The organism is Rhizobium sp. BT03 (assembly GCF_030053155.1).
GTDB lineage: Bacteria > Pseudomonadota > Alphaproteobacteria > Rhizobiales > Rhizobiaceae > Rhizobium.
The window spans coordinates 1301004-1321989 of sequence record NZ_CP125640.1 but is presented as its reverse complement, the minus strand read 5'-3'; the positions used below and the strand labels follow the sequence as shown (position 1 = coordinate 1321989).

Genomic DNA, 20986 nt, shown 5'->3' with positions numbered 1-20986 from the left:
TATTAACCATGTTGATCGAAGCTTTGCCGATTGAGGCGGGGGAACGTCGGTCATGCATGCGCTGAAGGCGATAGACGATCTGGCCGGAGAACCGGCTGTCGAAGCGGAAGGCCCGGATCGCACCGCCTTGCGCCACATCCTGCAGCGCCTTGCCGAGGAGGCTTCGACACTCGGCATCGATCTCGTCGATATTGCCGGCGCCATTCAGGACATGGCGGCGATGTCGGCCCGCCATGCCTCCGCCTTCGATCATGTCACCGGCACCGCGCTTTCGATTGCCGAAACCAACCGTTCGGTCGCCCTGTCGCTGCGGGAGACCGACCGCACCGCGGCTGAAGCGCGCCAGATGCTGAAGGAATCGGCCGACCGCCTGTCCGGCTCCGTCGCCGAGATCGGCCACATGGTTCAGTCTTCCAACGTCATCGGTGCCGAAATCGCCGGCTTTTCGAAGTCGCTGGCCGACGTCGACAAGATCGCCGACGAGATCAGCACCATTGCCCGCCAGACCAACCTTCTGGCGCTGAATGCCGCAATCGAGGCAGCGCGCGCCGGCGATGCGGGCAAGGGTTTTGCCGTCGTCGCCGCCGAGGTCCGGGCGCTTTCGCTGCAGACCTCGAAGGCGACCGGCTCGATCCAGGACACGCTGGACGAATTGCGGGTGAAGATCGACCGGCTGTCGGTGGTCGGCGGCGATGCGCGTGAGAGTGCCGCCGGTGTCCGCGACAAGTCGGAGGCGATGCGCGGCGCCTTCGAAAGCATGGAACATGTCATCACCCGCATCCTCGACAGTTCAACCGTCATGGCCAACACCACCGAGGCCGTCGACCAGCAATGCGCTGGTTTCGTCGAAAAGCTCAGCGAGATGTCGGGCGAGGTCGCCGGTTCGAATATCAGGCTGCAGCAGGCGGCAAAACGGGTCGACAGCGTCGTCGGTCTTTCCGAAACCCTGGTCCAGCTGACGGCGAGCGCCGGTGTGAAGACCGCCGACAGCCGCTGGATCGAGGAGGCGCAGTCGGTGGCAAGGCAGATTTCTGGCGCATTCGAACGGGCCATCGCCGAGGGTCAGATCGGCCTCGACGCCCTCTTCGACCGACGCTACCGGCCGATACCGGGTACCGACCCGGCGCAGATGATGGCCGCCTTCACCGAGCTCACCGACCGGCTGCTGCCTTCGATCCTGGAACCCGTCGTTGCCCTCGACGAGCGCGTCGCCTTCTGCGCGGCGGTTGACGAAAACGGCTACTTGCCAACCCATAACCGGAAATTCTCGCAGCCGCAGCGGCCGGGCGACGCTGTCTGGAACACTGCCAATTGTCGCAATCGCCGCATCTTCGCCGATCGTGTCGGCCTTGCCGCCGGCCGCAGCACCGCGCCTTTCCTCGTCCAGACCTATCGGCGCGACATGGGCGGCGGCAATTTCGTGATGATGAAGGATATTTCCGCGCCGATCACCGTGATGGGCCGCCATTGGGGCGGATTGCGGCTGGCGGTCAAGGTCTGACGCATCGTCATCATTTAACTGCGGATTGCCGATGCCGGCGCGCCGGTCTATACCGCGCCGATGAGATTACGCGCCGACATCTTCGTTTCCTCCCTGCTGCGCCGCGTTTTTGCCAGCGGCGACTTTGCCGCCGTCGAGAAGAAGGGGGCGGAGGAGGCGGGCGCGATCTTCATCCGCCAGCATTTTCGCGACGGCCTGGAAACCCTTTATGCGCCAGCGCCGCAGACCGCCTTCGGCGAGGGTGAGGCGGGCGGCCGTCTGTTCGAAATCCGCCTGTTGCGCAGCGAGCCGGAGACGGTGCGCGCCATGCTGGAGCGTGAACGCCGCTTCGACCCCGATCTCTGGATCGTCGAGCTCGAGGCGGAGGAACTGGGAGACATGATCCCGCTTGCGCGGGATGGCTGAGGGCCGACGGCGCTCCTGATCTCAGCGGGACCGGCGCCCCAGGATGCGCATGTCGCGCTGCGCCGGCGCCTGATTGACGAAGCGGTGGTTCGGTGTTTCCTGTAGCGCGGGCGCATTGGCCGCCTCGGGCTTGTAGGTGTAGCGATCGGCGCGGCGCCAGGCTTCTACCCGTTCGTGGCATTCTTCCGGGTCGAGCGCATCGAGCACCATCCAGCCGCGCGTGACATTGTGCTGCTGTTCGGCAAGATGCGGGTAGAGCCTTTCCAGCACGAAGACGGCGTCGAGAAAGCCCATGCCGAGGCTCGTCAGCGTCGTCGCCAGCTGCTGGCCGGAAAGATCGAGCATGATGCGCTCGGCAAGCCAGCGGCTGGCCGACAGCGCATCGGCAAGCGCGGTTGCGAAATGCATCGCCTCGCGCGAGCGGGCGAAGCGCACCAGCAGCGCCTCCTGAATGTCGGTGAGCGTGCGCAGGCCGAGCCTGTCCTCGTCGGCCCGGCCGAGATGACCGGCAAGACTGAGAATACGCTCGCGCAGCGCCTCTTCATTGGCAACGCGCTGTTCCTGCAGCGCATCCGCCTCGTTGGTTTCTGCAGGCGCCGGCGCCGGCGAAAGCGGTACCGTCGGTGATTCCGTGATCGGCGCCGATGCGGCTGTCGAGCGCGGCTGGCTCTGGCGCAGCGCCACCAGCGCATCGATGACCTTCGGGGAGAGAGAATTCCGGCTGACGATCGCCTTGACATGCGCTGCACCCTGCATGCGCGCGATGGTGATCAGCGTATCGTCGGCGATTGCCTTGGAGGCGGCAAGAAAAGGCGCGGCGATCTCGATCGGCTGGTTGCCGATGAACAGCGCCACGGCCGCCGGCATGTTTTCGCATTGGGAGAGTGCCGCGACCGCCTGGCGCTTGGCCTCGTCGGAGGAAGCCTGGAAAAGCGGCATGAAAAGCTCGGCAAATTGGCGCAGCTCGGACCGTGTCGGATGAGACAGGTTCTCGAAACTGCTGACGGTCGCCATCAATACCACGTCCTTTTTCCTGACGGCCAATGGGCCCTCTAGGTCTCGAAACCGGTCACGCACAAGAACACCCCGAAAACGCCGAACCAAGGGGAACCACGGGCCGATATGCGCTGGCGGAACGCATGCCGGGCCACATGGGTTATGAACAAATCCTACACCGACAGGGTTAACGCATGCTGAAGATTTTATTAAAATGTAACAGAAATATACACGTTGAGCGTGTCGCCATGTGATTGGCCGGCAAGATGAAAAGTCTGGTTTGAAGAGACCCCTGCAACGATTGCACATTGCTGGCGCGATGGGGAAAGGGTCAGGCAGCCTTGCGATCGCGCAGCGCGTCCAGCAGCTTTTCGCGACTGTCGTGACCGGCCTGATAGAGGTCGAGTGCTGCGGATGCCGCATACTGCGCCTCGACGCTTTTGATGTCGACGCGCCGTTCCGCGCACCAGGCATCGAGCGCACCGCGCAGCACGTCGAGATCGTCAGGCGAGAAAGATGAATTCACCAGCAAAGACATCGCTAGCCTCCGCATTCCGGCAAAAGCGTGAAGATCCGCGATCGACCGGGGCCGGAAATCTGTGATCGACTGGAGCAACCATACGCGCATCCGAGGTGGTCGCAATTAAATATTTTCATGAAGCATTTTTGCAACATCGCCGCTTTGCCCGTGAGTAGGCTTGCAGCATTCATGCCAACCCTATGAATTGTTTCTAAATTTATACATCGATGTTCAGTCGTGGCTTTGCGCGGGCGGCGTGAAACCAAATCAACTCTTTGCGCGTTACAGAGGAAGTGACGTGAACTGTGTTTGGCTTTTGCCGAATATTAGTAAACTGTTAACTGTCATCTGTCTCAATTCGGATGGGAACGACGCGATTTGAGTGTTTGGATCGTTGAAACTCCTGGTCACGGTATTTCAATCAGGTGCCGTGGGAAAGGCGCGAATGCCCTCGGTCCGGTCACTCCGCCACCGCAGGACGCGCCGGCTCGCACATTGGCGGGCAGGGTGAAATCCATCGTAAGTTCATCCGTCTCGGGCAGTGCATGGAGACGAGAATGGCAATAGTAGTCGCATTGGCGGATCGGCAGCCGCGGGCGCCGCGCCGTCCGGACAAAGAGCCCCGCGAAGCCAAGATCCTGTGGTTCACCGGCGTCCGCTACGAGCGGCTGGCAGAGAGCCCTAGACATGGCCCGGCGCCTGCGCCGCGCGTCAACAAGAAGTAACGTCCGTTCAACTTCAGCGGGCGCTGAATTGCTCGCAGCCGGATTCCGTCAGGAAGTTTCGCGCCGCGTCATCGAAACTTGCCTGCGGCGCCAGCGTCCGCAGCACGGCATAGCCGTCCGGCCGCGCCATCTCCACCAGGATCGCCTGCTGCAATTCCTGCGGCAGGTTCTTGCGCAGGTCGGTCAGCTGGATCGGCCCGCCCGCCACGACGTCGAGCGCGCCGCCGACCGAGGTTCTGTCGTTCATGCTGAAGACCTCGTTGGAGGCGCTGTCATAGATCGCGATCGACCAGAAGGGCACATTGCCCCTGGCGGTGAAATGCACCGGCGCATCCTCGACGTCGAAGGAGCAGACGGCGGTGCGCACGAAGGGGTCGCCATTGGCAAGGCCCGCCTCGTCATACTCGCCGCCGAGCAGGGTGAAATTGTTGAGGTCGCCCTCCGCCTCGACGCGGGTCGCCGCATCCTTGCCGGTGAAATGTGGCAGCGACAGGATGATGACGAGGTGCAGCAGCGCTGCGCCGAAAAGCCCGGTCAGGATGGCGAAGAAGATCCTAAGCATTGCCGCATCCGGTCTTGGTGAGCTTCGGCATGGCGAGGTCGATCACTCCGGAGCTGCCGGCAGTTGGCGTGTCGAACAGCGTCAGCACCAGCCGGAAGGTGCCGGCCTCCGGCAAGGCCAGCCAGTTGCCCGGCTGCGCCGCGGCCGAGATTTCAATCGAGAAGCTGCTGTCCGGTTGGCGCAGCACCGTCCAGGAATTGAGCGCTGCGGGATGCCCAGCCTTTACCGCCGCCGGGTTGCCGCCATTATCCGCGGTAAAGAGGGTCCAGAGCCGGGCAGGCGGCGTTTGCCCGCTGATGCGGTAGCGGCAGCCGGCATTCAGCCGCGTGCCGTCATCGTCGACGCTTGCCGTGAAGGTCAGCCCCTCGGCGCTGCCGTAAAGCAGCTTGCCGGCGCGCGCCCGGTGCGACTTGGCGTAAGGATCGGCATCGACCGTCTGCAGCGCCGGAAAGGCCTCCCAGGCGCCGAGCTTGATCGCCCCGAAACCCTGCGTCGCATCCAGCGCATACAGCGAAATCATGATCCCGCCGCCGAAGGCGACGATCAGCGTGATCAGGATGAAGAGGGGGAATCGAAACACGTCAAGACCTTGGAAACCATATCAGATGAAGGGTTACCACTGATTCTGGCGGGGTGGAATGCCGTGCGACGACATGGACGTTGATCTGTCCGGTTAACGCCGATGTCTGCCCCTCACCCTAACCCTCTCCCCGTTCTGACGGGAGAGGGGACGTGCCCCACGAGACGTTAGCGAGAGACCGAGAGGTCACGGCTTGCCCCCTTCTCCCCGCGTGCGGGGAGAAGGGGGCAAGCCGGATGAGGGGCCACTCACTCTCGCCGATCTCCCGGCATCGTTCGACGCATTCGCTCAGGATCTATTCCGCACTCGCCACCTTCGCCGGCGCCAGCGGGGCAGCATTTTTCAGCTTTGCGCCGAGGGCTTTGAGGATATTCGTCGATTGCACCGAGAGCATGCGCGGCCGGATGAGCTGCGGCAATCCGTCCTGCGGCTTGGCGGCGACGGTCTTGGCGAGATCCTTTTCCGAGGGCAGGGGATTTTCGATGCCGGGGATGGCGCGCAGCGTCACACCCTGATGGGCGTAGTCCATGGCACGCTTGAAGGTCATCGCCGGCAGCGAGCCGCCGGTCATCTCGTTGGTCGAGGTATAGTCGTCATTGCCGAACCAGACGGCGCAGGTGTAGTTGCCGGTGAAACCGACGAACCAGGCGTCGCGATAGGCCTGGGTCGTGCCGGTCTTGCCCGCTGTCACGACGCCGTTGTCGAGTGCCGCCTTGCGCGCCGTGCCGACATAGGGCACGCGCGACAGCATTTGGTTCATATAGGCGTCGGCCTGTTCGGACAGCACACGTTTTGGCGCCGGCTCGTCGCGGTCGAAATCGTAGAGCACATCGCCTTCGTAATCGAGGATCTGGGTGATGCCGTGACGGCGCGATTGGTAGCCGCCGGCCGGGAAGGTGGCATAGGCCGTCGCCTGGTCGAGCACGGTCACCTCGGAGGTGCCGATCGGGATGGTGACGTCGTCGCGGATCGGCGTTTCGACACCGAGGTTTTTCGCCATCGCCCGGATCGGCTGGATGCCGAGCTTCTCCTTGGCAAGTCGCACCGGCACGGTGTTGATCGACTGGGCGATGGCGGTCTCGAGCGTGATGCGGCCGACATAACGGTTGGCGTAATTGTGCGGGCTCCAGTTGCCCCAGGAGATCGGCGCGTCGACGATCGTCGTCTGCGGCGTCATCCCGCTCTCCATCGCCAAGGCATAGGTATAGACCTTGAAGGAAGAGCCCGGCTGGCGCAGCGCCCTGGTGGCGCGGTTGAACTGGCTCTCGCCGTAATCGCGGCCGCCGACCATGGCGCGCACAGCGCCGCCGTTCTCGATCATCACCATGGCGCCCTGCTTGGCGTGATAGGCCTCGCCATATTCGCGCAGAGATGTTTCGACCGATTCCTCGGCCGCCTGCTGGATGCCCATGTCGATCGTCGTGCGCACGATAAGCGAATGCTGGTGGAAACGCGGCGACAGCCGCTGCACCTCGTCGAAAGCCCAATCGAGGAAGAAGTCGGGCGATTCCACCTCGTTGCGATCGACGACGGTTGCCGGATTGCGCCGGGCGGCGATCACTTGTCCCTCGGTCATCAGCCCGCTCTGCACGAGATTGGTCAGCACCTCGTTGGCGCGCGCACGCGCCGCCGGCAGGTTGACATGTGGCGCATATTTCGCCGGCGCCTTGAACAGGCCGGCGAGCATGGCGGATTCTGCCAGGTTCACGTCGGTGATGTTCTTGCCGAAATAGAACTGCGCCGCCGCGGCTGCGCCAAACGTGCCGCCGCCCATATAGGCGCGGTCGAGATAGGTGGAGAGGATTTCCTTCTTGGAAAGGTTGGCCTCGAGCCATAGCGCCAGAAACGCCTCGGTGACCTTGCGGTCGATGGAGCGCTCGTTGGACAGGAACAGGTTCTTGGCGAGCTGCTGGGTCAGCGTCGAGCCGCCCTGCACGACTTCGCCGGCCTGGGCGTTGGTGACCATGGCGCGGAACAGGCCGATCACGTCGATGCCGAAATGGTCGAAGAAGCGCCGGTCTTCGGTGGCGAGCACCGATTTGATCAGCGAATCCGGCAGCTCGTCGATCGGCACGGAGTTCTGGTGGATGACGCCGCGATGGCCGATGACGTTGCCGTAGCGGTCGGTGAAGGTGACGGCGAAATCGCCGCGGTTGCGCCAGTCCTCCTTGGTCGCCTCGAAGGCCGGCTGGGCAAGCACCAGCATCAGCACCGAGCCGGCCGCTCCGAGCGTCAGCCCTTCGCCGGCCAATTCGAAGACCATGCGCTTCCAGCCGCGCACGCGGAAGCGGCGGAAGAAGATGGTGATGTCTTCCCAGATTTCAGCGGCGCGGAAGCCGGCGTTCCAGACGGTCGAATCGATCCACGAATCGATGCGCAGCAGAATATGACGGCTCTTCGCCGGACGTTTGCCCGCCGTGCCATTCGCCGCTTTTCCCGGCTCGTTTGCCGAGCCGCTTTCTGGGTTGTCCGGGTCCTGCACGTCCTGTATTCCCGCTTGATCGCACTTCGGTCATATCCTGCCGCCGGAAGGCGACGAAAGCGCGAGGCCCGCATATGGCCGCAAAGCTCGCCGATACCGGGAGACAGTTCTCCGGTACCAGGAGCATACTGAAGAATTGATTGATTTTGCGGCTGATAACAAGAGAGATGCATGAGGGTCACGCGAATTTGCGGGCCGCTGTTGCAAGAAACGAACGATGAACGATCTGCCCTTCTGGAAGAGCAAGACGCTGGCCGAAATGTCCGTCGCCGAGTGGGAAAGCCTCTGCGACGGCTGCGGTCTCTGTTGCCTCAACAAGATCGAGGAATGGGATAGCGGCGATATCTATTTCACCTCGGTCCGCTGCAAACTGCTCGACGGCGAAAGCTGTCGCTGCTCCAGCTACGAGAACCGCTGGGATTTCGTGCCGGATTGCGTGCAGCTGACCAAGGAGAACGTGCCCGATATCGCCTGGCTGCCGCCCACCTGCGGCTACCGGCTGGTCAATGAGGGCCGCGATCTCTACTGGTGGCACCCGCTCGTCTCCGATGATCCCGAGACCGTTCATGCCGCCGGCATTTCCGCGCGCGGCCGCACGATCAACGAAAACGAAATCGATATCGACGATCTCGAGGATTACGTCGTCGACTGGCCGCTGACCGTCGGCGAAGAAAAGGACGAGGAAGAAGCCTGAGGCGGCGGGCGCCCCCATTTGCACGGCCGCCTTATCTTCGGCGCAAAATATAAAATTGGCGCCGGCCGCTGCTTGATTGTTGAGAAGTGAGACCCCACTTGCGGCTCAACCCGCTGGTCCGGGCCCCTCTGGCGAGAGCTTCGGCACTCTTGCGATGTCGGACCTCTTCTCCGACAACCAGTGCCGACAGGGGACTATCCTTGAATCGCTCTTTTTTGTTCGTCGAGTGGCTGGGAACGCCGCTCTGGATGTGGTCGAGCTTTTTCGCCCTCGTCATCGCCATTCTGTCGTTCGACCTCGGTATTCTTCATAAGCAGAACAAGGAAATCGGCGTCAGCGAAAGCGTCAGACTTTCCGCCCTCTATATCGCGCTCGGTCTCGCCTTCGGCGGTTGGGTATGGTGGTATCTCGGCTCCGAGGCCGGCCTTGCCTATCTGACGGGCTTCGTCGTCGAAAAGACGCTGGCCCTCGACAACGTCTTCGTCATCGCCCTGATCTTCTCCTTCTTCGCCGTGCCGCGCATCTACCAGCACCGGGTGCTCTTCTGGGGCATTCTCGGCGTCATCCTGCTGCGCGCCATCATGATCGGCGTCGGCGCCACGCTGGTCGCCGAATTCGCCTGGCTTCTTTATATCTTCGCCGCGTTCCTGATCGTCACCGGCATCAAGATGCTGTTCGTCAAGGAGGCCGAGCCCGATGTCTCGAAGAACGTCCTCGTCCGCTTCATGCGCAGCCGTTTCAACGTCACCGAGGAACATCACGGCGAACGGTTCTTCGTCAGAAAGGCAAACCCCAGGACGGGAGCGATGACCTGGTTCATCACGCCGCTCTTCATGGCGCTCGTGATGGTCGAAGTGGCCGACGTCATCTTCGCCGTGGATTCGGTCCCCGCGATCTTCGCGATCACCACCGATCCGTTCCTCGTCTATACCTCGAACATCTTCGCGATCCTCGGCCTTCGTGCCCTCTATTTCGCGCTGGCGGCGATGATTCATCGCTTCCGCTATCTGAAGCCCGCGCTTGCCATCGTGCTGATCTTCATCGGCTCGAAGATCTTCCTCGCCGATCTGCTGGGCTTGGAAAAATTCCCGGCCGCGCTCTCGCTGAGCATCACTTTCGCGATCATCGCCGCCGGCGTGGTCTGGAGCCTCCTCAAAACGCGCGATCCCCAGCAGCCCGCCTGAGCGGGCTCTGCGAGGGAATACGTTAACAAAGGAAGGAAACAGATATGATTTCGGATTTCATCGGCTGGATTTTTGCCATCCTCGTCGTCGGTCCGCTGCAGGCGGAGATACAGGAACAGGCTGAGCGCGCCCGGCTTCCCGTGGAGATCGTCCGCCAGTCCCAGGCCTGCCTGACATCCCAGGGACCGCGGCTCATCGAGCGCGCCACCGGCGATTACGGCTGGGCGACGGCCACAGTCGTCAGCATAGCGATCGGCCATACTGCGCCGGCAGAACTTCTCGACGGCAGCGACCCGCAATGCGCAGCCCTCGCCAGTGCCCTGAAGGGAGACGGCGAGGGTGCGTGACGGCAGCCAGCTGAGAATGGACCGTGTGACCGATCAAGACGGAAATAGACGAGCGCCGCGCGGTGTGGCCACTGCGCGGCTTCGGGAGATGCTGGAAATCGCCCGGGTGAAAGGCGGCCTCTCCATCGGCGAGGCTCTGGAGGCGATGGGCCAGACCAGCATCGCCTTCACCATTCTGTTCCTGGCAATCCCGGCGCTGACCCCAATCCCCGGGCCGTTCGGAATGGTTTTCGGCACCGCACTCGCGCTGGTCGCCCTCCAGATCGTCGCGGGTGGCCGGAAGGTCTGGTTGCCCGCCATCGTCAAGGATCGCCGGGTTTCGCCCGCGGCGCTTGATCTTATCGTCGGTCACGCGGTCCCGATGATCGCCCGGGTGGAAAAGCTCGTGCGCGTGGGCCGGATGCAGGCCCTCACCGGCCCGACAGTGCAGGCGCTTCTTGGCATTCCTGTCTTCCTGCTCGCCGTGGTGATCGCGCTGCCGATCCCCTTCGGCAATATTCTGCCGGTGTTCTCGCTGGTCGTGCTCGCCGTCGCCCTGATGGAGCGGGATGGTCTCGTCACCTTGATCGGGCTGCTGCTGACATCGGCGACGATCGTCGCGACCGCCGCCTTGCTCTATTTTATCAAGGCGATGATCTTCACGGCTTCTTAAGCCGAATGGACGGGGACCGCGGCGAGGAAACGCCGCAACTCCGCTTCCACGTAGGCCGCCACCGGCCCTTCTGCGCCAAAGCCCCACCAGGTGAGCGAGCCCTGCCATTGCGACAGCATCAGCCGGGCGATGGTCTCCGGCGCGCGCGCCGATCCGAAACAGCGCGCGATTGCCGCCGTCAGCGCTTCGCCCCAGGCTGCCCCGCGGGCGCGCAGCACCGGATCGCGGAAGTCTTCGCGCAGCACCAGCAGTCCCTCGCCATAGGCGGCGGCATTGTCGCCGTAATCCTGCGACAGGCCGACGAGCAGCGCCACGGCGCCGTCCGGCGTTTTTTCAACGCTGCCGGCAAGCCTTGCCGTTTCCGCGTCCAGCCTGTCCCAGGCATAAAGCAGGGCTGCGCGCAGCATCGCTGCCTTCGTGGTAAAGCGCTGCACCAGCGTCGAGCCGGAAAGACCGCTGGCTTTGGCCACCGCCGCAAAGGTCGCCGCATCCGGCCCTTCGGCATGGATCAGCGCAAGCACCATGGCGAGAAGCTGTTCATCGGAAAGCGTGCGGCGGCGCGGCATGTAATTCCTCTTGCATCTGCCTTATTTATGAACGAACGTTCGTTTATATACAAGGGTGTTTTCCAGTTTTAGCGTGGAGGATGGAGAGATGACAGCGGACTTGCGGGAGAAGGTGGCTTTGGTGGCGGGCGCCACGCGCGGCGCCGGCCGCGGCATTGCGGTGGAACTCGGCGCTGCCGGCGCCACCGTCTATGTGACCGGGCGCACGACGCGCACACAGCAATCCGAATATGCCAGGCCGGAGACGATCGAGGAGACGGCCGAGCTGGTAACGGCTGCGGGCGGGAAGGGGATCGCCGTGCGGGTAGATCATCTCGTCGAGGCTGAGGTCGAGGCGCTGGTCGCCCGCATCCGGGCGGAGGCGGGCCGGCTCGATATTCTCGTCAACGACATCTGGGGCGGCGAAAAACTGTTCGAATGGGACAAGGCTGTCTGGGAGCATTCGCTGAATAAAGGCCTGCGCCTGCTGCGGCTCGGCATCGACACGCATCTGATCACCGCCCATTACGCGCTGCCGCTGATGATCGAGCGGCCGGGTGGGCTGCTGATCGAGGTGACCGATGGTACGGCCAACTACAATGCCACGCATTACCGGCTGTCGCCCTTCTACGACCTCGTCAAGACGGGTGTCACCCGCATGGCCTGGGCGCATGCGCAGGATCTGGCAAAACACGGCGCCACTGCCGTTTCGATCACGCCCGGCTGGCTGCGCTCCGAAATGATGCTGGATGCTTATGGTGTCAGTGAGAAGAACTGGCGCGAGGCGACCAAGGTGCAGCCGCATTTCGCCATTTCCGAAACGCCGCGCTTCGTCGGCCGCGCCGTGGCGGCGATTGCCGCCGATCCCGACCGCGCCCGCTGGAACGGTCAGTCGCTGTCGAGCGGCGGACTGGCTAGGCTCTATGGCTTCGACGACATCGACGGCTCGCGGCCGGATTGCTGGCGCTACATGGTGGAGGTGCAGGAGCCCGGCAAACCGGCAGATGTGACGGGCTACCGCTGAGGCTGCCTGTTACCGGGCCGCCGCCTCGCGAAACGACACCAGCCGCTTTGTCTGCTCGTCCCACAGCACCAGTTTGACGCAGCGCAGGCTGTCCATGAGTGTGATGCGGCCGATATCGGCAAGCTCGGGATGGTCCCGCAGCACCTCCGGCAGCCGGTAATAGGGCACCCGGCTCGACAGGTGATGCACGTGGTGGATGCCGATATTGCCGGTGATCCAGCGCAGCACCGGCGGCAGGTCGTAATGCGAAGCGCCGTGAAGGGCTGCATGCTGGAACTGCCAGTCCGGCTCCTTCGACCAATGTGTCTCCTCGAACTGGTGCTGGACGTAGAACAGCCAGACGCCGGCGGCACCCGCAAGCAGCACGATCGGCAGATGCACCAGCAGGAAGGGGATGATCCCGACCGCCCAGATTAGCAGAGCGGCGGCCAGCGCAATGGCAAGGTTGGTCGCCATGGTGGAGATCCAGGGCAGGGCGCCGGAGCGCATCATGCCGAAAGGCAGGCGCTGCTTGATGATGAACAGCCATGCCGGCCCGATCCCGAACATCACGGCCGGGTGCCGGTAGAGCCGGTAGCCGAGCCGGCCCCAGCGCGACAGCGCATTATATTCGGCGATCGTCAGCGTCTCGATGTCGCCGACGCCGCGTTCGTCCAGGTTCCCTGCCGAGGCGTGGTGCTCCGCGTGTGCCCGGCGCCAATAGTCGTATGGCGTCAGCGTCAGGATGCCGATCGTTCGCCCAACCCAGTCGTCGACGCCGCGGCGTGCGAAAAACGAGCCATGGCCGCAATCGTGTTGGATCATGAACAGCCGTAACAGGAAAGCGGCGGCGGGAACGACGAGGATGAGGCCAGGCCAGAAGCTGTAATGAACCGCGGCCCATGCGGCAGCCCAGAACAGAGCGAACGGGACGACCGTGACGGCAAGCTCAAAAGCGCTTCGGCCGGCTCTCGGCTGACGGTATCCGGCAAGAATCTTCAACCAGCGCTTCTCAGCGAAAAGCGCGTTGTGCCCCCCGGAAGACTCCGAGTTTGCGGCGGGTTCGCCCAAAGGGACCACTTGGATTTCCTTAATCTCGTTGCGGCGCGCGGATTCGATCACAGAATAGCGCCATGAAAGGCCGCGATACTCGAAAGGCCGAGTGCGATCACTACAGCCGAGCGAATGAGAAAGAGCGGATAGTCGAAACGGTACATTGTGTGAAGAGAGACCATGGCTGCAGCACTTCCTGTTTTTGTGGAAACATGTCAATGGGTGATAATGTCACGCAGGAGCGTAGCGCGGCCGACCGGACGCGCAATCACTTCAGTTGACACATGATTCTTATGCGCAAATCGATCGTGAATTGCGCTATCTCTGCGAAGAGGCGGGGGCTCGATAAGATCTTTTATTTCTTTGGAGCACTGCCATGCGGGGCGGTCGTGGTCGCCGTCTTCATCTGGTTGGCGAACGTGCTTTCCACCTTCGCCGCCTGCTTGTCCTTCTTCGGCTTCCGGACCTCACGATTGCTTCTAACCTGTCCTTTTGCCATGAATAAATCTCCCGTTTGATCGAAAACTGAAAAGCCGTAGCCTGCGCGGTGTTCGCCCGCTTGTCGACCGCGACCGGAGATCGCGGGATCGTCGTGAGGACGACCCGACAACGCCGGGCCGCAGGAATTGAATGAAATGATGCCTGCTGAAACCGCATCGAAGTCTGGAGGCGGATGACCTCAGAGGTCACCAAAAGCCAAACCCGACGTTGAGGCGGGACGTCACCATGTGTTCGCGATCGGGAAAATGGCGGGCCGGATTCCGGTCACCGCAGATGCCGCATCGGCCAAATCAGCGAGCCCTTCTCTTACAATGAAATTGCGGTGCCATTAAGGCCGTTGCCGCAACAAAGCCATATTTTCAGAGGGGCTTAATCATTGATGGGAAACAGGCGGATCAGTTTGGTTCTTTCCATTTCCGCTCGCCCGGATGCCGACATGATGCCGCGCGCCAGGCAAAGATCTATATCCCGCCCGATGTCGAACGGGACCCGCATCCCTCCGGCCTTGAGCAGACGGTCGGTCATCGTGAGAAGCAGGTCCACCCTTGCCTGGCAGCCGTCCGCTTCGAGGAGCGCCACCCGGCGCTCCCTGTCAATCGCAGCAAGATCCTTGGCATGCTGCCGTTGCTGATAAGCGCCGAACTGCACCCATCCAAGATAACCCGCCACTGCGACGCCGATACAGAGACACAGGGTTTTCCGCAGCTTCAAAGTGATTGGCTCCTTTGGCGAATCTGAAAGATGCGCAGCGCATCAGCCAGCGGCCCGTCTTTCGCGCGGCAATCCCTGTATCGCATATCGGTTGAAGATGGGGGTGATCGGTTTTGGCGGTTCCTTCGGCTTGCCGAAATGGTATTCGAGAGCCTTTGAGAGCATGGCCGGCGAGGTGACGCCCTCCTGGAACAGCCTGATCAGCAACACGGCCGCGACGTTGAACACGCGTTGGTCATCGATCAGGATTCTGGCGTCGTAGCCGGCGTCGTCGAGCACGCCCTGGAGCATGTCGAGATCGGCCGATGTCAGATGCGGCTTTTCGGAGGTGGAAGACATAGATCCTCCTTTCGTCGGGGCGAGGGTATGAAAACCATCAGTCGGCAGCGCCCGTACAATGGCTGCCGAAGGCGAGACCATGCTCCTTTCGCCGGGGCAAGGCAATGGGATTCTGTCGCTAATATTCGTTTTATCTTATAAAAGGCCCGCGCCGGTTCGGGCGCGGGCCGCAAGCGTCATTCCGCCGCCTGATAGGCTGACGTGCGGGCGGCCGATGTCCGCGGGCCGGCGGCTGCAAGCAGGGTAATCGCGATCGCAAGCAGCGCCACGAAGGCGATGCCGGCGACATAGGGGTCCCAGCCGAAATGCGGTGCGGCGCCGAACACCGCGGAGGTGGCCGCAAGCACGATGCCGCCGCCGATCTGAAAGGCGGCGAACAACAGTCCGGAGGCAAGCCCCGACTTGTCATCCTCCACATCGGAAAGGGCTGCGACCTGCACCGAAGGGTAGGTCATGGCGTAACCGAGGCCGAGCGGGATCTGCGAGAACAGCACGAGCAGGATCGGGTGGACGTGCCCGAGCGCGGTCACCCAGAAGATATAGCTGAAGGCCTGCAGGCCGACGCCCGCCGCCATCAGGCCGGTGGCGCCGCGATTCTGTGCGAGGCTGGCAAAACGCGGCGCCAGGAACATCACGAAGACGCCGCCAAGCGCAAAGCAGAAGCCGGTGGTGAAGGCCGACCAGCCGATGACGTTCTGATAATAGAGCGTCGCCAGGAACTGGAAGCCGACATAGGCGCCCTGGAAGAGGGCGGCGATCGCATTGGCGTGCCGGAGTTTCGCCCGGCGGAACATGCCGAGCGGCACCATCGGATCGGCATGGCGTGCCTCGACCAGAAGAAAGAGCAGGATCAGCGCCAGCGACGCCGAGAGCGAGCCCCAGGTCGCAAAAGCCTGCCAGCCGGCCGCCGCGGCATTGGTGATGCCGAAGACGAAGAGCAGCAGCCCGGGGGTGATCGTCAGGGCGCCGGCCCAATCGAAGCTTGGGCGCGGCCCGGCCCTTTTGGGATCGGCCGGCAGCGCCAGCGGCGCAAGAAGGAGCGTCAGGATGGCGACGGGGGCGCCCATCACCAGCGTCGCCCGCCAGCTGAAGATCGTCGCGGCACCGCCGAGCACCATGCCGAGCACGAAGCCGGTGGCGCCGGTGGAGGCGAAGACGCCGAGTGCTTTCGCCCGCGCGCTTCCCTCGCCGAAGACCGAGAGCAGCAGCGCAAGGGCGGCAGGCGCCGTGAAGGCGGCGGCAATGCCCTTGATCAGGCGGGCGGCGATCAGCGTCGGGCCGCTATCGACGAAGCCGCCGGCGATGCTGGCGGCGGCAAAGATCGCCAGCGACCAGAGGAAGACGCGCCGGTGGCCGAAGACGTCGGCGACCCGGCCGCCGAGCAGCAGAAAGCCGCCATAGCCGAGCACATAGGCGCTGACGGCCCATTGCAGCGATGTCGCCTCCATGCCGAGTTCGGCCTGGATGGCGGGAAGCGCGACCCCGATGGTCGAGACGTCCATGGCGTCGAGAAAGTTGGCGGCACAGAGCAGCAGCAACGCCAGCCCCGCTCCGCTTTTCGATTTGGAAAGTGTCATCGAAATCGTTCCTTCTTTGCTGCCGCCTCGTCGAGGGAGGGTGCGCGGACGGCAGGGAACGAGAAAATGTACAGCTTCCTGTCCTATTGCAAATTGATAGTAGCCATGCCAGGTATTACTCACGATGATGAATGATGCCACGCTTCGCAAAATCGACCTGAACCTGCTGCTGGCCTTCTCGGTGCTGATGCAGGAGCGCAATGTCAGCCGCGCCGCCGAACGGCTGCTGCTCGGCCAGCCGGGCCTGTCGGCCGCTTTGCGACGCCTGCGCGAGGCGCTGGATGACGAATTGTTCGTGCGCGTCGGCCGCGGCCTGCAGCCGACGCCGCGCGCCCTTTCGATTGCCCCGGCGATCGAGGATGCGCTGTCGGGCATCGAGCGCGCCATCCGCCCGCAGGCGGAATTCGATCCGGCGAGCTGGCAGGGCGAGTTCCGCATCGGCATGTGCGATAATCTCGAATCCGCCTTCTTCGGCCCGCTTGCCGCCCGCCTGCTCCAGTTTTCGCCCGGCGCCCGGCTGATCGGCATCGCTTCGGAAAAGCGCGATGCCGCCCGCCGGCTGGACGAGGGCGTCTTCGACTTCAGTGTTTCCGTGCATGACGAACCGGCCTCCTGGCACATCCGCGCGCCGCTGTTCAACCAGGCCTCGATCTGCATTTACGACGAGGTTCAACTCAAGCTGAAGGCGCCGCTGAGCCTCGAGGATTTCGCCGCTGTCGCCCATCTCACCGTCTCGTTCGAAGGTAATGCCTCGACCGGCATCGACACCGCGCTGAGCCGCACCGGCCATATCAGGCGTGTGGTGGCGACGGTGCCGCGCTTTTCCGCGCTGCCGACGGCGCTGCGGGCGATGCCCGCCATCTCAGTCGTGCCGGAATCGATCGGCCGCTGCATGGCGCAGTTGCACGGGCTGACGATCTCGGCGCCGCCGCTTCCGCTGCCGGCCGATCCGGTGACCATGCTCTATCGCCGGGTCGACCAGGCCGACGGCCGGGCGCGCTGGTTCCGCCGCCTGTTCCTCGACGTCGCCGGCGAGGCGCTCGCAGCCTCCGGCTGCCGCGTCTCGATATCGAGAGCTGCGGCGTAAAAAAGTTAGAGCCTGTTACAGCTCGCCTTTGTGGAAATAGGCTTCGAGGCGATAGCCGTCCGGGTCGATGATGAAGGCTGCATAATAGAACTGCCCGTAATCCGGCCGAATGCCGGGTTCGCCATTATCAGTGCCGCCGGAGGCGACGGCTGCCGCGTGAAAGGCATCGACGGCGGCTTCATCAGGCGCGACGAAGCAGAAATGCAGCCCGGATCGCAGATCGGCAAGAACCGGCTGCTCGACCTGCATCACCCAGAGCCCGACCCGTTCCGGGCCATAGCCGATCATGGTGTCGGAATTGGACAGGCGCTCATATCCGAGCGGCGCCAGCGCCGCATCATAGAAATGGCGGGCTCTTTCGAGGTCTTTGACGCCGATGGAGACATGATCGAACATGGGCCGCAAAACTCCCTCCCTTTTTCGCCAATCCCCGAAGGATTGCTCATCCCCAAGATGGCACGATGCCAACATCTTTCAACCGCCGTCCCGAGTCAACGAATGGGCTTGCATCGTCATCGCAGCTTACCTGCTCATTCATGGCCGGTGATTCTGCCCAGCCGCTGTCACGTGGTTTTGGGGAGGGCAGAGTCCGGCTCGGGGGCGGTGAGGCTGCTGCCGCATCCGTTCTAAACAGCGCCCTCGGAGACGCTTTGCATCTGCTGCAGGTCCGTCATCTCATAGGTCCAGACTCGAAACGCCTTCAGCACATGCGGTCCGAAGGAATTGATGAGCGGTATGTCGGCAGCGTCGCGCCCGCGGGCGACGACGATGCGACCGATCCGCGGTGTGTTGTTGCGCGGATCGAATGCATGCCATGCACCGTCAAGGAAGACCTCGATCCAGGCGCTGAAGTCCATTGGATCAACGACGGGAATGCCGATGTCGCCGAGATGACCATTGATATATCGGGCAGGAATGTTGAGGCAACGGCACAACGCCACCGCCAGATGCGCAAAGTCGCGACAGACGCCGACGCGTTCGTGGAACGCCTCGAAGGCTGTCCGCGTCGATCGCGCCTGCATGTAGTCGAATTGGATATGGCCGTGAACGAAGTCGCAGATCGCCTGAACGCGGCTCCAGCCGGGTGCGACGGTGCCGAACATATCCCACGCAATCTGACTGAGACGATCCGTTTCGCAATAGCGGCTGCCCATCAGGTAGACGAGGCAATCGTCTGGCAACTCCGAAACTGGGAGTTCCCTGGCGCCTGGCAGCGACCTGTCCGGTTTGCCGTCGTCTTCGATCGTCGCATCGCCCCATATGGTCAGGTCGCCCGTCGGGGCAACCAGCCGAAGGCAGCGGTTGCCGAAGAGGTCGCGATAGGTCGAAGTGGGAACATTGGGCGTGGTGAATACCGTTTCCGGAACTCTGATGTCGGCCGCACGATCCTCATGCACCGACAACAGACATACCAATGCGGTCGGCTGCGGGCAGGTCAGCGTCATTTCATAGCCGTAACGGATCAACATGGAGCGTTCTCGCGCGTCCGGATCCGTCTAGCGGAAATCCGCCGCAGTTAGAGTATAAAAGGCGCGGCGGCGGTAGGAGTAGGCTTTGTGCGCCACCTCCTGAATGGAGTTGCGCAGGGCGTCGAAGGAGGATAGCCACCTCGTTACCGAAGGCTCGGTTCCTTGCAATGCGGCGTCGGATTTCGCCAGCGCGCCAACCTCGATGAAGAACAACACCTGGAACATGCCGTCATGGCCCACGAAGCGCACAGCATTTCTCGCCGGATCGAAGCTACGGCTTAGGTTCAGAAAAGCTAGCGCCATGGTTGGACCGGCGGGCTCTTCCGAGCACTCCGAGCGGTGCCCGACAGCCTGAGCCATTCCTTCCGATATCCTATGTTGAGGAAATTGAAGGACATCATGTCTTCCCCGGCTTCCGTATGGCCGGCGTGCACGGGAACGCTTGCAGAAACACGATAGACGGTCCACGAACGGGCGGATTCGATCCGGCCGTCGTGTTTGGTCTCCATGGAGTAGCGGCCGGGCGCTTCCCATGTGTGGACGGCAAAGGCATTCCGTCTTCGTTCGGCTTCGTCTCCATGGCTGTTCACGATGTCAACCTTTCGTCATTCGGGCCGCGGCCTTGGCCAAACGTCCTCTCGATCAGTGTTGCGCCGCTGCCGGCGGGCGATAGGTTTACCGATTCCAGGCTATCTTCCGTCACGACCCGCTCATGACGTTCATCGTCACTGCGGATGCGGTATTGCAGCACATTTCCTCTGAGAGGCAGCGTGGCGGTAACACGGTATGTTTCGGGGAGCTTGGAGGGAACGACGAAGAACCCGTCCTTCACCCGGACGGTCTGCCCCACCGTGAAGATATGTGTTGCTGCCTTGCGCCGGATGGAGCGTCCATTGCGTTGCGGGATGCGCGTAGCGGTCATGACGGTTTTTGGTCCTTTTCGAGCACGGTTTCGAGATCTGACAAGTGGATAGGCATCATTTGCTGCGTCGAACTCTGGGCGGCTATCGCCGGCAGGTGGATGAAGGCGCCGACCCGTCGCCAGGCAAGCCTGGAGACGCCATCGATCAATTCCTCGTCATAATCGACGCGGTATTCTCCGGCTGGCTGCGCTCTGTCGAAACCGGGCAGGCGGAATGGGGATGAAAAGCGGACGACGGTTTGTGTGGTGCGACTTGTCACGGCTCAGGCCTCCGCAGGATACACCGATATGTTTCCTGTATCATTGAGATCCGAACCCGACGAACTCGAGGCTGCCGGTACATCCGCGGTCAGCGCCAAGCTCATTCCGGATCGGAACAGGCGAACTCAACGCCGGAACGACGTTATGGATCGCTGTCGAGAATTCAGTGGTGATGGCGGGTCGTAGGTCTCTGACACCGCGAAGCCAGGTCGGCTAAATCGACGAGACCTATCATTGCGCCTCGATTGCGTTTAAATCAAGATGAAATCTGATTTATCTATGAAAAACGCCAAATTAACTCTTTGTTCATTCAAATAAAATCGGACGCGATGGCGCAAAAAATTCTATTCACTTCCCGATTATTACAAAATATTCGGTCGGATTGATTTCCTGGATATCTCAAAAAAATTCCTGCGTGAATAATATTTCTTGGCACTCCTATCAATCGAGTGCCACGAGTGGTATTTATGAGTTGCAGCCGCCCTACGCGCCGGCAGCAGAAAGACCTCTATGAAATTCCGTTCACTTCACGACCGCGTCGTCATTCGACGTGCGGAAGGCGATGTCAAATCCAAGGGCGGGATCATCATTCCAGACACCGCCAAGGAGAAGCCCCAGCAAGGCGAAGTGGTCGCAGTCGGCCCGGGTCTCCGCGACAAAAGCGGCAATCTGGTCCCGCTTGATGTCAAGGTCGGTGATCTCATCCTGTTTGGAAAATGGTCGGGGACAGAGGTCACGATCGATGGCGAAACCCTTCTGATCATGAAGGAGACCGACATCATGGGCATCGTCGAAAAGACCCAAGCGGCTGCCGACAAAGCCGCCTGAGCGTCGAATTTGTGACCAGCATCTCAAGACCGAACTGGGAAG

27 protein-coding genes are annotated in these 20986 nt (G+C 62.3%); 10 read left to right on the top strand and 17 right to left on the bottom strand.

All coding sequences use genetic code 11. The features are described from left to right. Positions 1-52 precede the first annotated feature (52 nt). Both QMO80_RS06565 and QMO80_RS06560 read left to right on the top strand, forming a co-directional pair. Positions 53-1501: a methyl-accepting chemotaxis protein gene (locus QMO80_RS06565; RefSeq protein ID WP_283199350.1), complete on the top strand. Its 1449-nt coding sequence runs from the start codon at positions 53-55 to the stop codon at positions 1499-1501. A gap of 60 nt (positions 1502-1561) precedes the next feature. Beyond that, complete coding sequence (locus tag QMO80_RS06560; RefSeq protein ID WP_283199349.1) at positions 1562-1906, top strand: DUF1491 family protein; 345 nt, start codon at positions 1562-1564, stop codon at positions 1904-1906. A gap of 21 nt (positions 1907-1927) precedes the next feature. On the opposite strand, the gene QMO80_RS06555 is transcribed toward QMO80_RS06560, so the two are convergent. Together QMO80_RS06555 and QMO80_RS06550 are read right to left on the bottom strand one after the other, a co-directional pair. Next, on the bottom strand, positions 1928-2983 hold the full coding sequence (locus QMO80_RS06555) for a DUF2336 domain-containing protein (RefSeq protein WP_283199348.1): 1056 nt from the start codon (positions 2981-2983) through the stop codon (positions 1928-1930). Positions 2984-3233: 250 nt separating this feature from the next. Beyond that, positions 3234-3440, bottom strand: a complete 207-nt coding sequence (locus QMO80_RS06550; protein WP_003578078.1) for a hypothetical protein — start codon at positions 3438-3440, stop codon at positions 3234-3236. 539 nt (positions 3441-3979) lie between these two features. Here QMO80_RS06550 and QMO80_RS06545 point away from each other — a divergent pair. Next, on the top strand, positions 3980-4147 hold the full coding sequence (locus tag QMO80_RS06545; RefSeq protein ID WP_003578079.1) for a hypothetical protein: 168 nt from the start codon (positions 3980-3982) through the stop codon (positions 4145-4147). Between the two features lie 13 nt (positions 4148-4160). Here QMO80_RS06545 and QMO80_RS06540 read toward each other — a convergent pair whose 3' ends face one another. The 3 genes from QMO80_RS06540 to QMO80_RS06530 all read right to left on the bottom strand — a co-directional run bounded on the left by QMO80_RS06540 (position 4161) and on the right by QMO80_RS06530 (position 7771). After that, the gene (locus QMO80_RS06540) at positions 4161-4709 is read right to left on the bottom strand and encodes a DUF1254 domain-containing protein (protein WP_283199347.1); all 549 of its coding nucleotides are present in this window, start codon (positions 4707-4709) and stop codon (positions 4161-4163) included. Next, positions 4702-5289, bottom strand: coding sequence for a DUF1214 domain-containing protein (locus tag QMO80_RS06535; protein WP_283199346.1), 588 nt, complete (start codon positions 5287-5289; stop codon positions 4702-4704). The genes QMO80_RS06540 and QMO80_RS06535 overlap by 8 nt, the downstream gene beginning before the upstream one ends. A gap of 295 nt (positions 5290-5584) precedes the next feature. Then, on the bottom strand, positions 5585-7771 hold the full coding sequence (locus tag QMO80_RS06530; protein ID WP_283199345.1) for a transglycosylase domain-containing protein: 2187 nt from the start codon (positions 7769-7771) through the stop codon (positions 5585-5587). Between the two features lie 217 nt (positions 7772-7988). Here QMO80_RS06530 and QMO80_RS06525 point away from each other — a divergent pair, with 217 nt between their 5' ends. The 4 genes from QMO80_RS06525 (at position 7989) to QMO80_RS06510 (ending at position 10648) form a co-directional block, all read left to right on the top strand. Next, the gene (locus tag QMO80_RS06525) at positions 7989-8465 is read left to right on the top strand and encodes a YcgN family cysteine cluster protein (RefSeq protein ID WP_283199344.1); all 477 of its coding nucleotides are present in this window, start codon (positions 7989-7991) and stop codon (positions 8463-8465) included. Between the two features lie 200 nt (positions 8466-8665). Beyond that, positions 8666-9649, top strand: a complete 984-nt coding sequence (locus tag QMO80_RS06520) for a TerC family protein (RefSeq protein ID WP_283199343.1) — start codon at positions 8666-8668, stop codon at positions 9647-9649. 44 nt (positions 9650-9693) lie between these two features. Beyond that, positions 9694-9996, top strand: a complete 303-nt coding sequence (locus QMO80_RS06515) for a hypothetical protein (protein WP_283199342.1) — start codon at positions 9694-9696, stop codon at positions 9994-9996. A 25-nt stretch (positions 9997-10021) separates the two neighbouring features. Continuing rightward, the gene (locus tag QMO80_RS06510) at positions 10022-10648 is read left to right on the top strand and encodes an exopolysaccharide biosynthesis protein (protein ID WP_369685933.1); all 627 of its coding nucleotides are present in this window, start codon (positions 10022-10024) and stop codon (positions 10646-10648) included. Here the strand turns inward: QMO80_RS06510 and QMO80_RS06505 are convergent. Beyond that, on the bottom strand, positions 10645-11214 hold the full coding sequence (locus tag QMO80_RS06505; protein ID WP_283199341.1) for a TetR family transcriptional regulator: 570 nt from the start codon (positions 11212-11214) through the stop codon (positions 10645-10647). The two genes, QMO80_RS06510 and QMO80_RS06505, sit on opposite strands and share 4 nt — an antisense overlap. Before the next feature lie 88 nt (positions 11215-11302). Here QMO80_RS06505 and QMO80_RS06500 point away from each other — a divergent pair, with 88 nt between their 5' ends. Beyond that, positions 11303-12217 (top strand): SDR family oxidoreductase, encoded by a 915-nt coding sequence (locus tag QMO80_RS06500; protein ID WP_283199340.1) that lies wholly within the window; start codon positions 11303-11305, stop codon positions 12215-12217. Positions 12218-12226: 9 nt separating this feature from the next. On the opposite strand, the gene QMO80_RS06495 is transcribed toward QMO80_RS06500, so the two are convergent. The 5 genes from QMO80_RS06495 to QMO80_RS06475 all read right to left on the bottom strand — a co-directional run bounded on the left by QMO80_RS06495 (position 12227) and on the right by QMO80_RS06475 (position 16377). Then, the gene (locus QMO80_RS06495; RefSeq protein ID WP_283199339.1) at positions 12227-13276 is read right to left on the bottom strand and encodes a fatty acid desaturase; all 1050 of its coding nucleotides are present in this window, start codon (positions 13274-13276) and stop codon (positions 12227-12229) included. A gap of 328 nt (positions 13277-13604) precedes the next feature. Continuing rightward, positions 13605-13748, bottom strand: coding sequence for a hypothetical protein (locus QMO80_RS06490; RefSeq protein WP_003587729.1), 144 nt, complete (start codon positions 13746-13748; stop codon positions 13605-13607). A gap of 371 nt (positions 13749-14119) precedes the next feature. After that, positions 14120-14455 (bottom strand): hypothetical protein, encoded by a 336-nt coding sequence (locus QMO80_RS06485; protein ID WP_097627769.1) that lies wholly within the window; start codon positions 14453-14455, stop codon positions 14120-14122. Positions 14456-14503: 48 nt separating this feature from the next. Beyond that, positions 14504-14881, bottom strand: coding sequence for a hypothetical protein (locus QMO80_RS06480; protein ID WP_283199338.1), 378 nt, complete (start codon positions 14879-14881; stop codon positions 14504-14506). Positions 14882-14976: 95 nt separating this feature from the next. After that, positions 14977-16377, bottom strand: coding sequence for an MFS transporter (locus QMO80_RS06475; protein WP_283199337.1), 1401 nt, complete (start codon positions 16375-16377; stop codon positions 14977-14979). A 124-nt stretch (positions 16378-16501) separates the two neighbouring features. Here QMO80_RS06475 and QMO80_RS06470 point away from each other — a divergent pair, with 124 nt between their 5' ends. Beyond that, positions 16502-17464, top strand: a complete 963-nt coding sequence (locus tag QMO80_RS06470; protein WP_283199336.1) for a LysR family transcriptional regulator — start codon at positions 16502-16504, stop codon at positions 17462-17464. Positions 17465-17479: 15 nt separating this feature from the next. Here QMO80_RS06470 and QMO80_RS06465 read toward each other — a convergent pair whose 3' ends face one another. The 6 genes from QMO80_RS06465 to QMO80_RS06445 form a co-directional block, all read right to left on the bottom strand. Continuing rightward, positions 17480-17860 (bottom strand): VOC family protein, encoded by a 381-nt coding sequence (locus QMO80_RS06465; protein WP_097627710.1) that lies wholly within the window; start codon positions 17858-17860, stop codon positions 17480-17482. Between the two features lie 230 nt (positions 17861-18090). Then, positions 18091-18933: a transglutaminase family protein gene (locus QMO80_RS06460; RefSeq protein ID WP_283199335.1), complete on the bottom strand. Its 843-nt coding sequence runs from the start codon at positions 18931-18933 to the stop codon at positions 18091-18093. A 27-nt stretch (positions 18934-18960) separates the two neighbouring features. Next, entirely contained in the window at positions 18961-19236 is a 276-nt protein-coding gene (locus tag QMO80_RS06455) for a DUF1488 domain-containing protein (protein ID WP_283200123.1), read from the bottom strand. After that, the gene (locus QMO80_RS33020; RefSeq protein ID WP_369685932.1) at positions 19227-19523 is read right to left on the bottom strand and encodes a hypothetical protein; all 297 of its coding nucleotides are present in this window, start codon (positions 19521-19523) and stop codon (positions 19227-19229) included. Before QMO80_RS33020 ends, QMO80_RS06455 begins: the two co-directional genes overlap by 10 nt. After that, positions 19520-19855, bottom strand: coding sequence for a hypothetical protein (locus QMO80_RS06450; RefSeq protein WP_283199334.1), 336 nt, complete (start codon positions 19853-19855; stop codon positions 19520-19522). The genes QMO80_RS33020 and QMO80_RS06450 overlap by 4 nt, the downstream gene beginning before the upstream one ends. Next, positions 19852-20115 (bottom strand): hypothetical protein, encoded by a 264-nt coding sequence (locus QMO80_RS06445; RefSeq protein ID WP_097627771.1) that lies wholly within the window; start codon positions 20113-20115, stop codon positions 19852-19854. The genes QMO80_RS06450 and QMO80_RS06445 overlap by 4 nt, the downstream gene beginning before the upstream one ends. A gap of 511 nt (positions 20116-20626) precedes the next feature. On the opposite strand from QMO80_RS06445, the gene groES reads away from it, so the two are divergent. Beyond that, the gene (groES, locus tag QMO80_RS06440) at positions 20627-20944 is read left to right on the top strand and encodes a co-chaperone GroES (RefSeq protein WP_064654061.1); all 318 of its coding nucleotides are present in this window, start codon (positions 20627-20629) and stop codon (positions 20942-20944) included. The last annotated feature ends 42 nt before the right edge of the window (positions 20945-20986 follow it).

Bases quoted from the DNA above. Each gene is read 5' to 3' on its own strand.
- QMO80_RS06560 (WP_283199349.1), top strand. From the start codon at position 1,562: ATGAGATTACGCGCCGACATCTTCGTTTCCTCCCTGCTGCGCCGCGTT.
- QMO80_RS06515 (WP_283199342.1), top strand. From the start codon at position 9,694: ATGATTTCGGATTTCATCGGCTGGATTTTTGCCATCCTCGTCGTCGGT.
- QMO80_RS06490 (WP_003587729.1), bottom strand. From the start codon at position 13,748: ATGGCAAAAGGACAGGTTAGAAGCAATCGTGAGGTCCGGAAGCCGAAG.
- QMO80_RS06480 (WP_283199338.1), bottom strand. From the start codon at position 14,881: ATGGTCTCGCCTTCGGCAGCCATTGTACGGGCGCTGCCGACTGATGGT.
- QMO80_RS06450 (WP_283199334.1), bottom strand. From the start codon at position 19,855: ATGACCGCTACGCGCATCCCGCAACGCAATGGACGCTCCATCCGGCGC.
- QMO80_RS06540 (WP_283199347.1), bottom strand. From the start codon at position 4,709: ATGCTTAGGATCTTCTTCGCCATCCTGACCGGGCTTTTCGGCGCAGCG.
- QMO80_RS06500 (WP_283199340.1), top strand. From the start codon at position 11,303: ATGACAGCGGACTTGCGGGAGAAGGTGGCTTTGGTGGCGGGCGCCACG.
- QMO80_RS06465 (WP_097627710.1), bottom strand. From the start codon at position 17,860: ATGTTCGATCATGTCTCCATCGGCGTCAAAGACCTCGAAAGAGCCCGC.
- QMO80_RS06505 (WP_283199341.1), bottom strand. From the start codon at position 11,214: ATGCCGCGCCGCCGCACGCTTTCCGATGAACAGCTTCTCGCCATGGTG.
- QMO80_RS06460 (WP_283199335.1), bottom strand. From the start codon at position 18,933: ATGTTGATCCGTTACGGCTATGAAATGACGCTGACCTGCCCGCAGCCG.
- QMO80_RS06455 (WP_283200123.1), bottom strand. From the start codon at position 19,236: ATGGCGCTAGCTTTTCTGAACCTAAGCCGTAGCTTCGATCCGGCGAGA.
- QMO80_RS06545 (WP_003578079.1), top strand. From the start codon at position 3,980: ATGGCAATAGTAGTCGCATTGGCGGATCGGCAGCCGCGGGCGCCGCGC.
- QMO80_RS06475 (WP_283199337.1), bottom strand. From the start codon at position 16,377: ATGACACTTTCCAAATCGAAAAGCGGAGCGGGGCTGGCGTTGCTGCTG.
- QMO80_RS06470 (WP_283199336.1), top strand. From the start codon at position 16,502: ATGATGAATGATGCCACGCTTCGCAAAATCGACCTGAACCTGCTGCTG.
- QMO80_RS06565 (WP_283199350.1), top strand. From the start codon at position 53: ATGCATGCGCTGAAGGCGATAGACGATCTGGCCGGAGAACCGGCTGTC.
- QMO80_RS06525 (WP_283199344.1), top strand. From the start codon at position 7,989: ATGAACGATCTGCCCTTCTGGAAGAGCAAGACGCTGGCCGAAATGTCC.
- groES (WP_064654061.1), top strand. From the start codon at position 20,627: ATGAAATTCCGTTCACTTCACGACCGCGTCGTCATTCGACGTGCGGAA.
- QMO80_RS06550 (WP_003578078.1), bottom strand. From the start codon at position 3,440: ATGTCTTTGCTGGTGAATTCATCTTTCTCGCCTGACGATCTCGACGTG.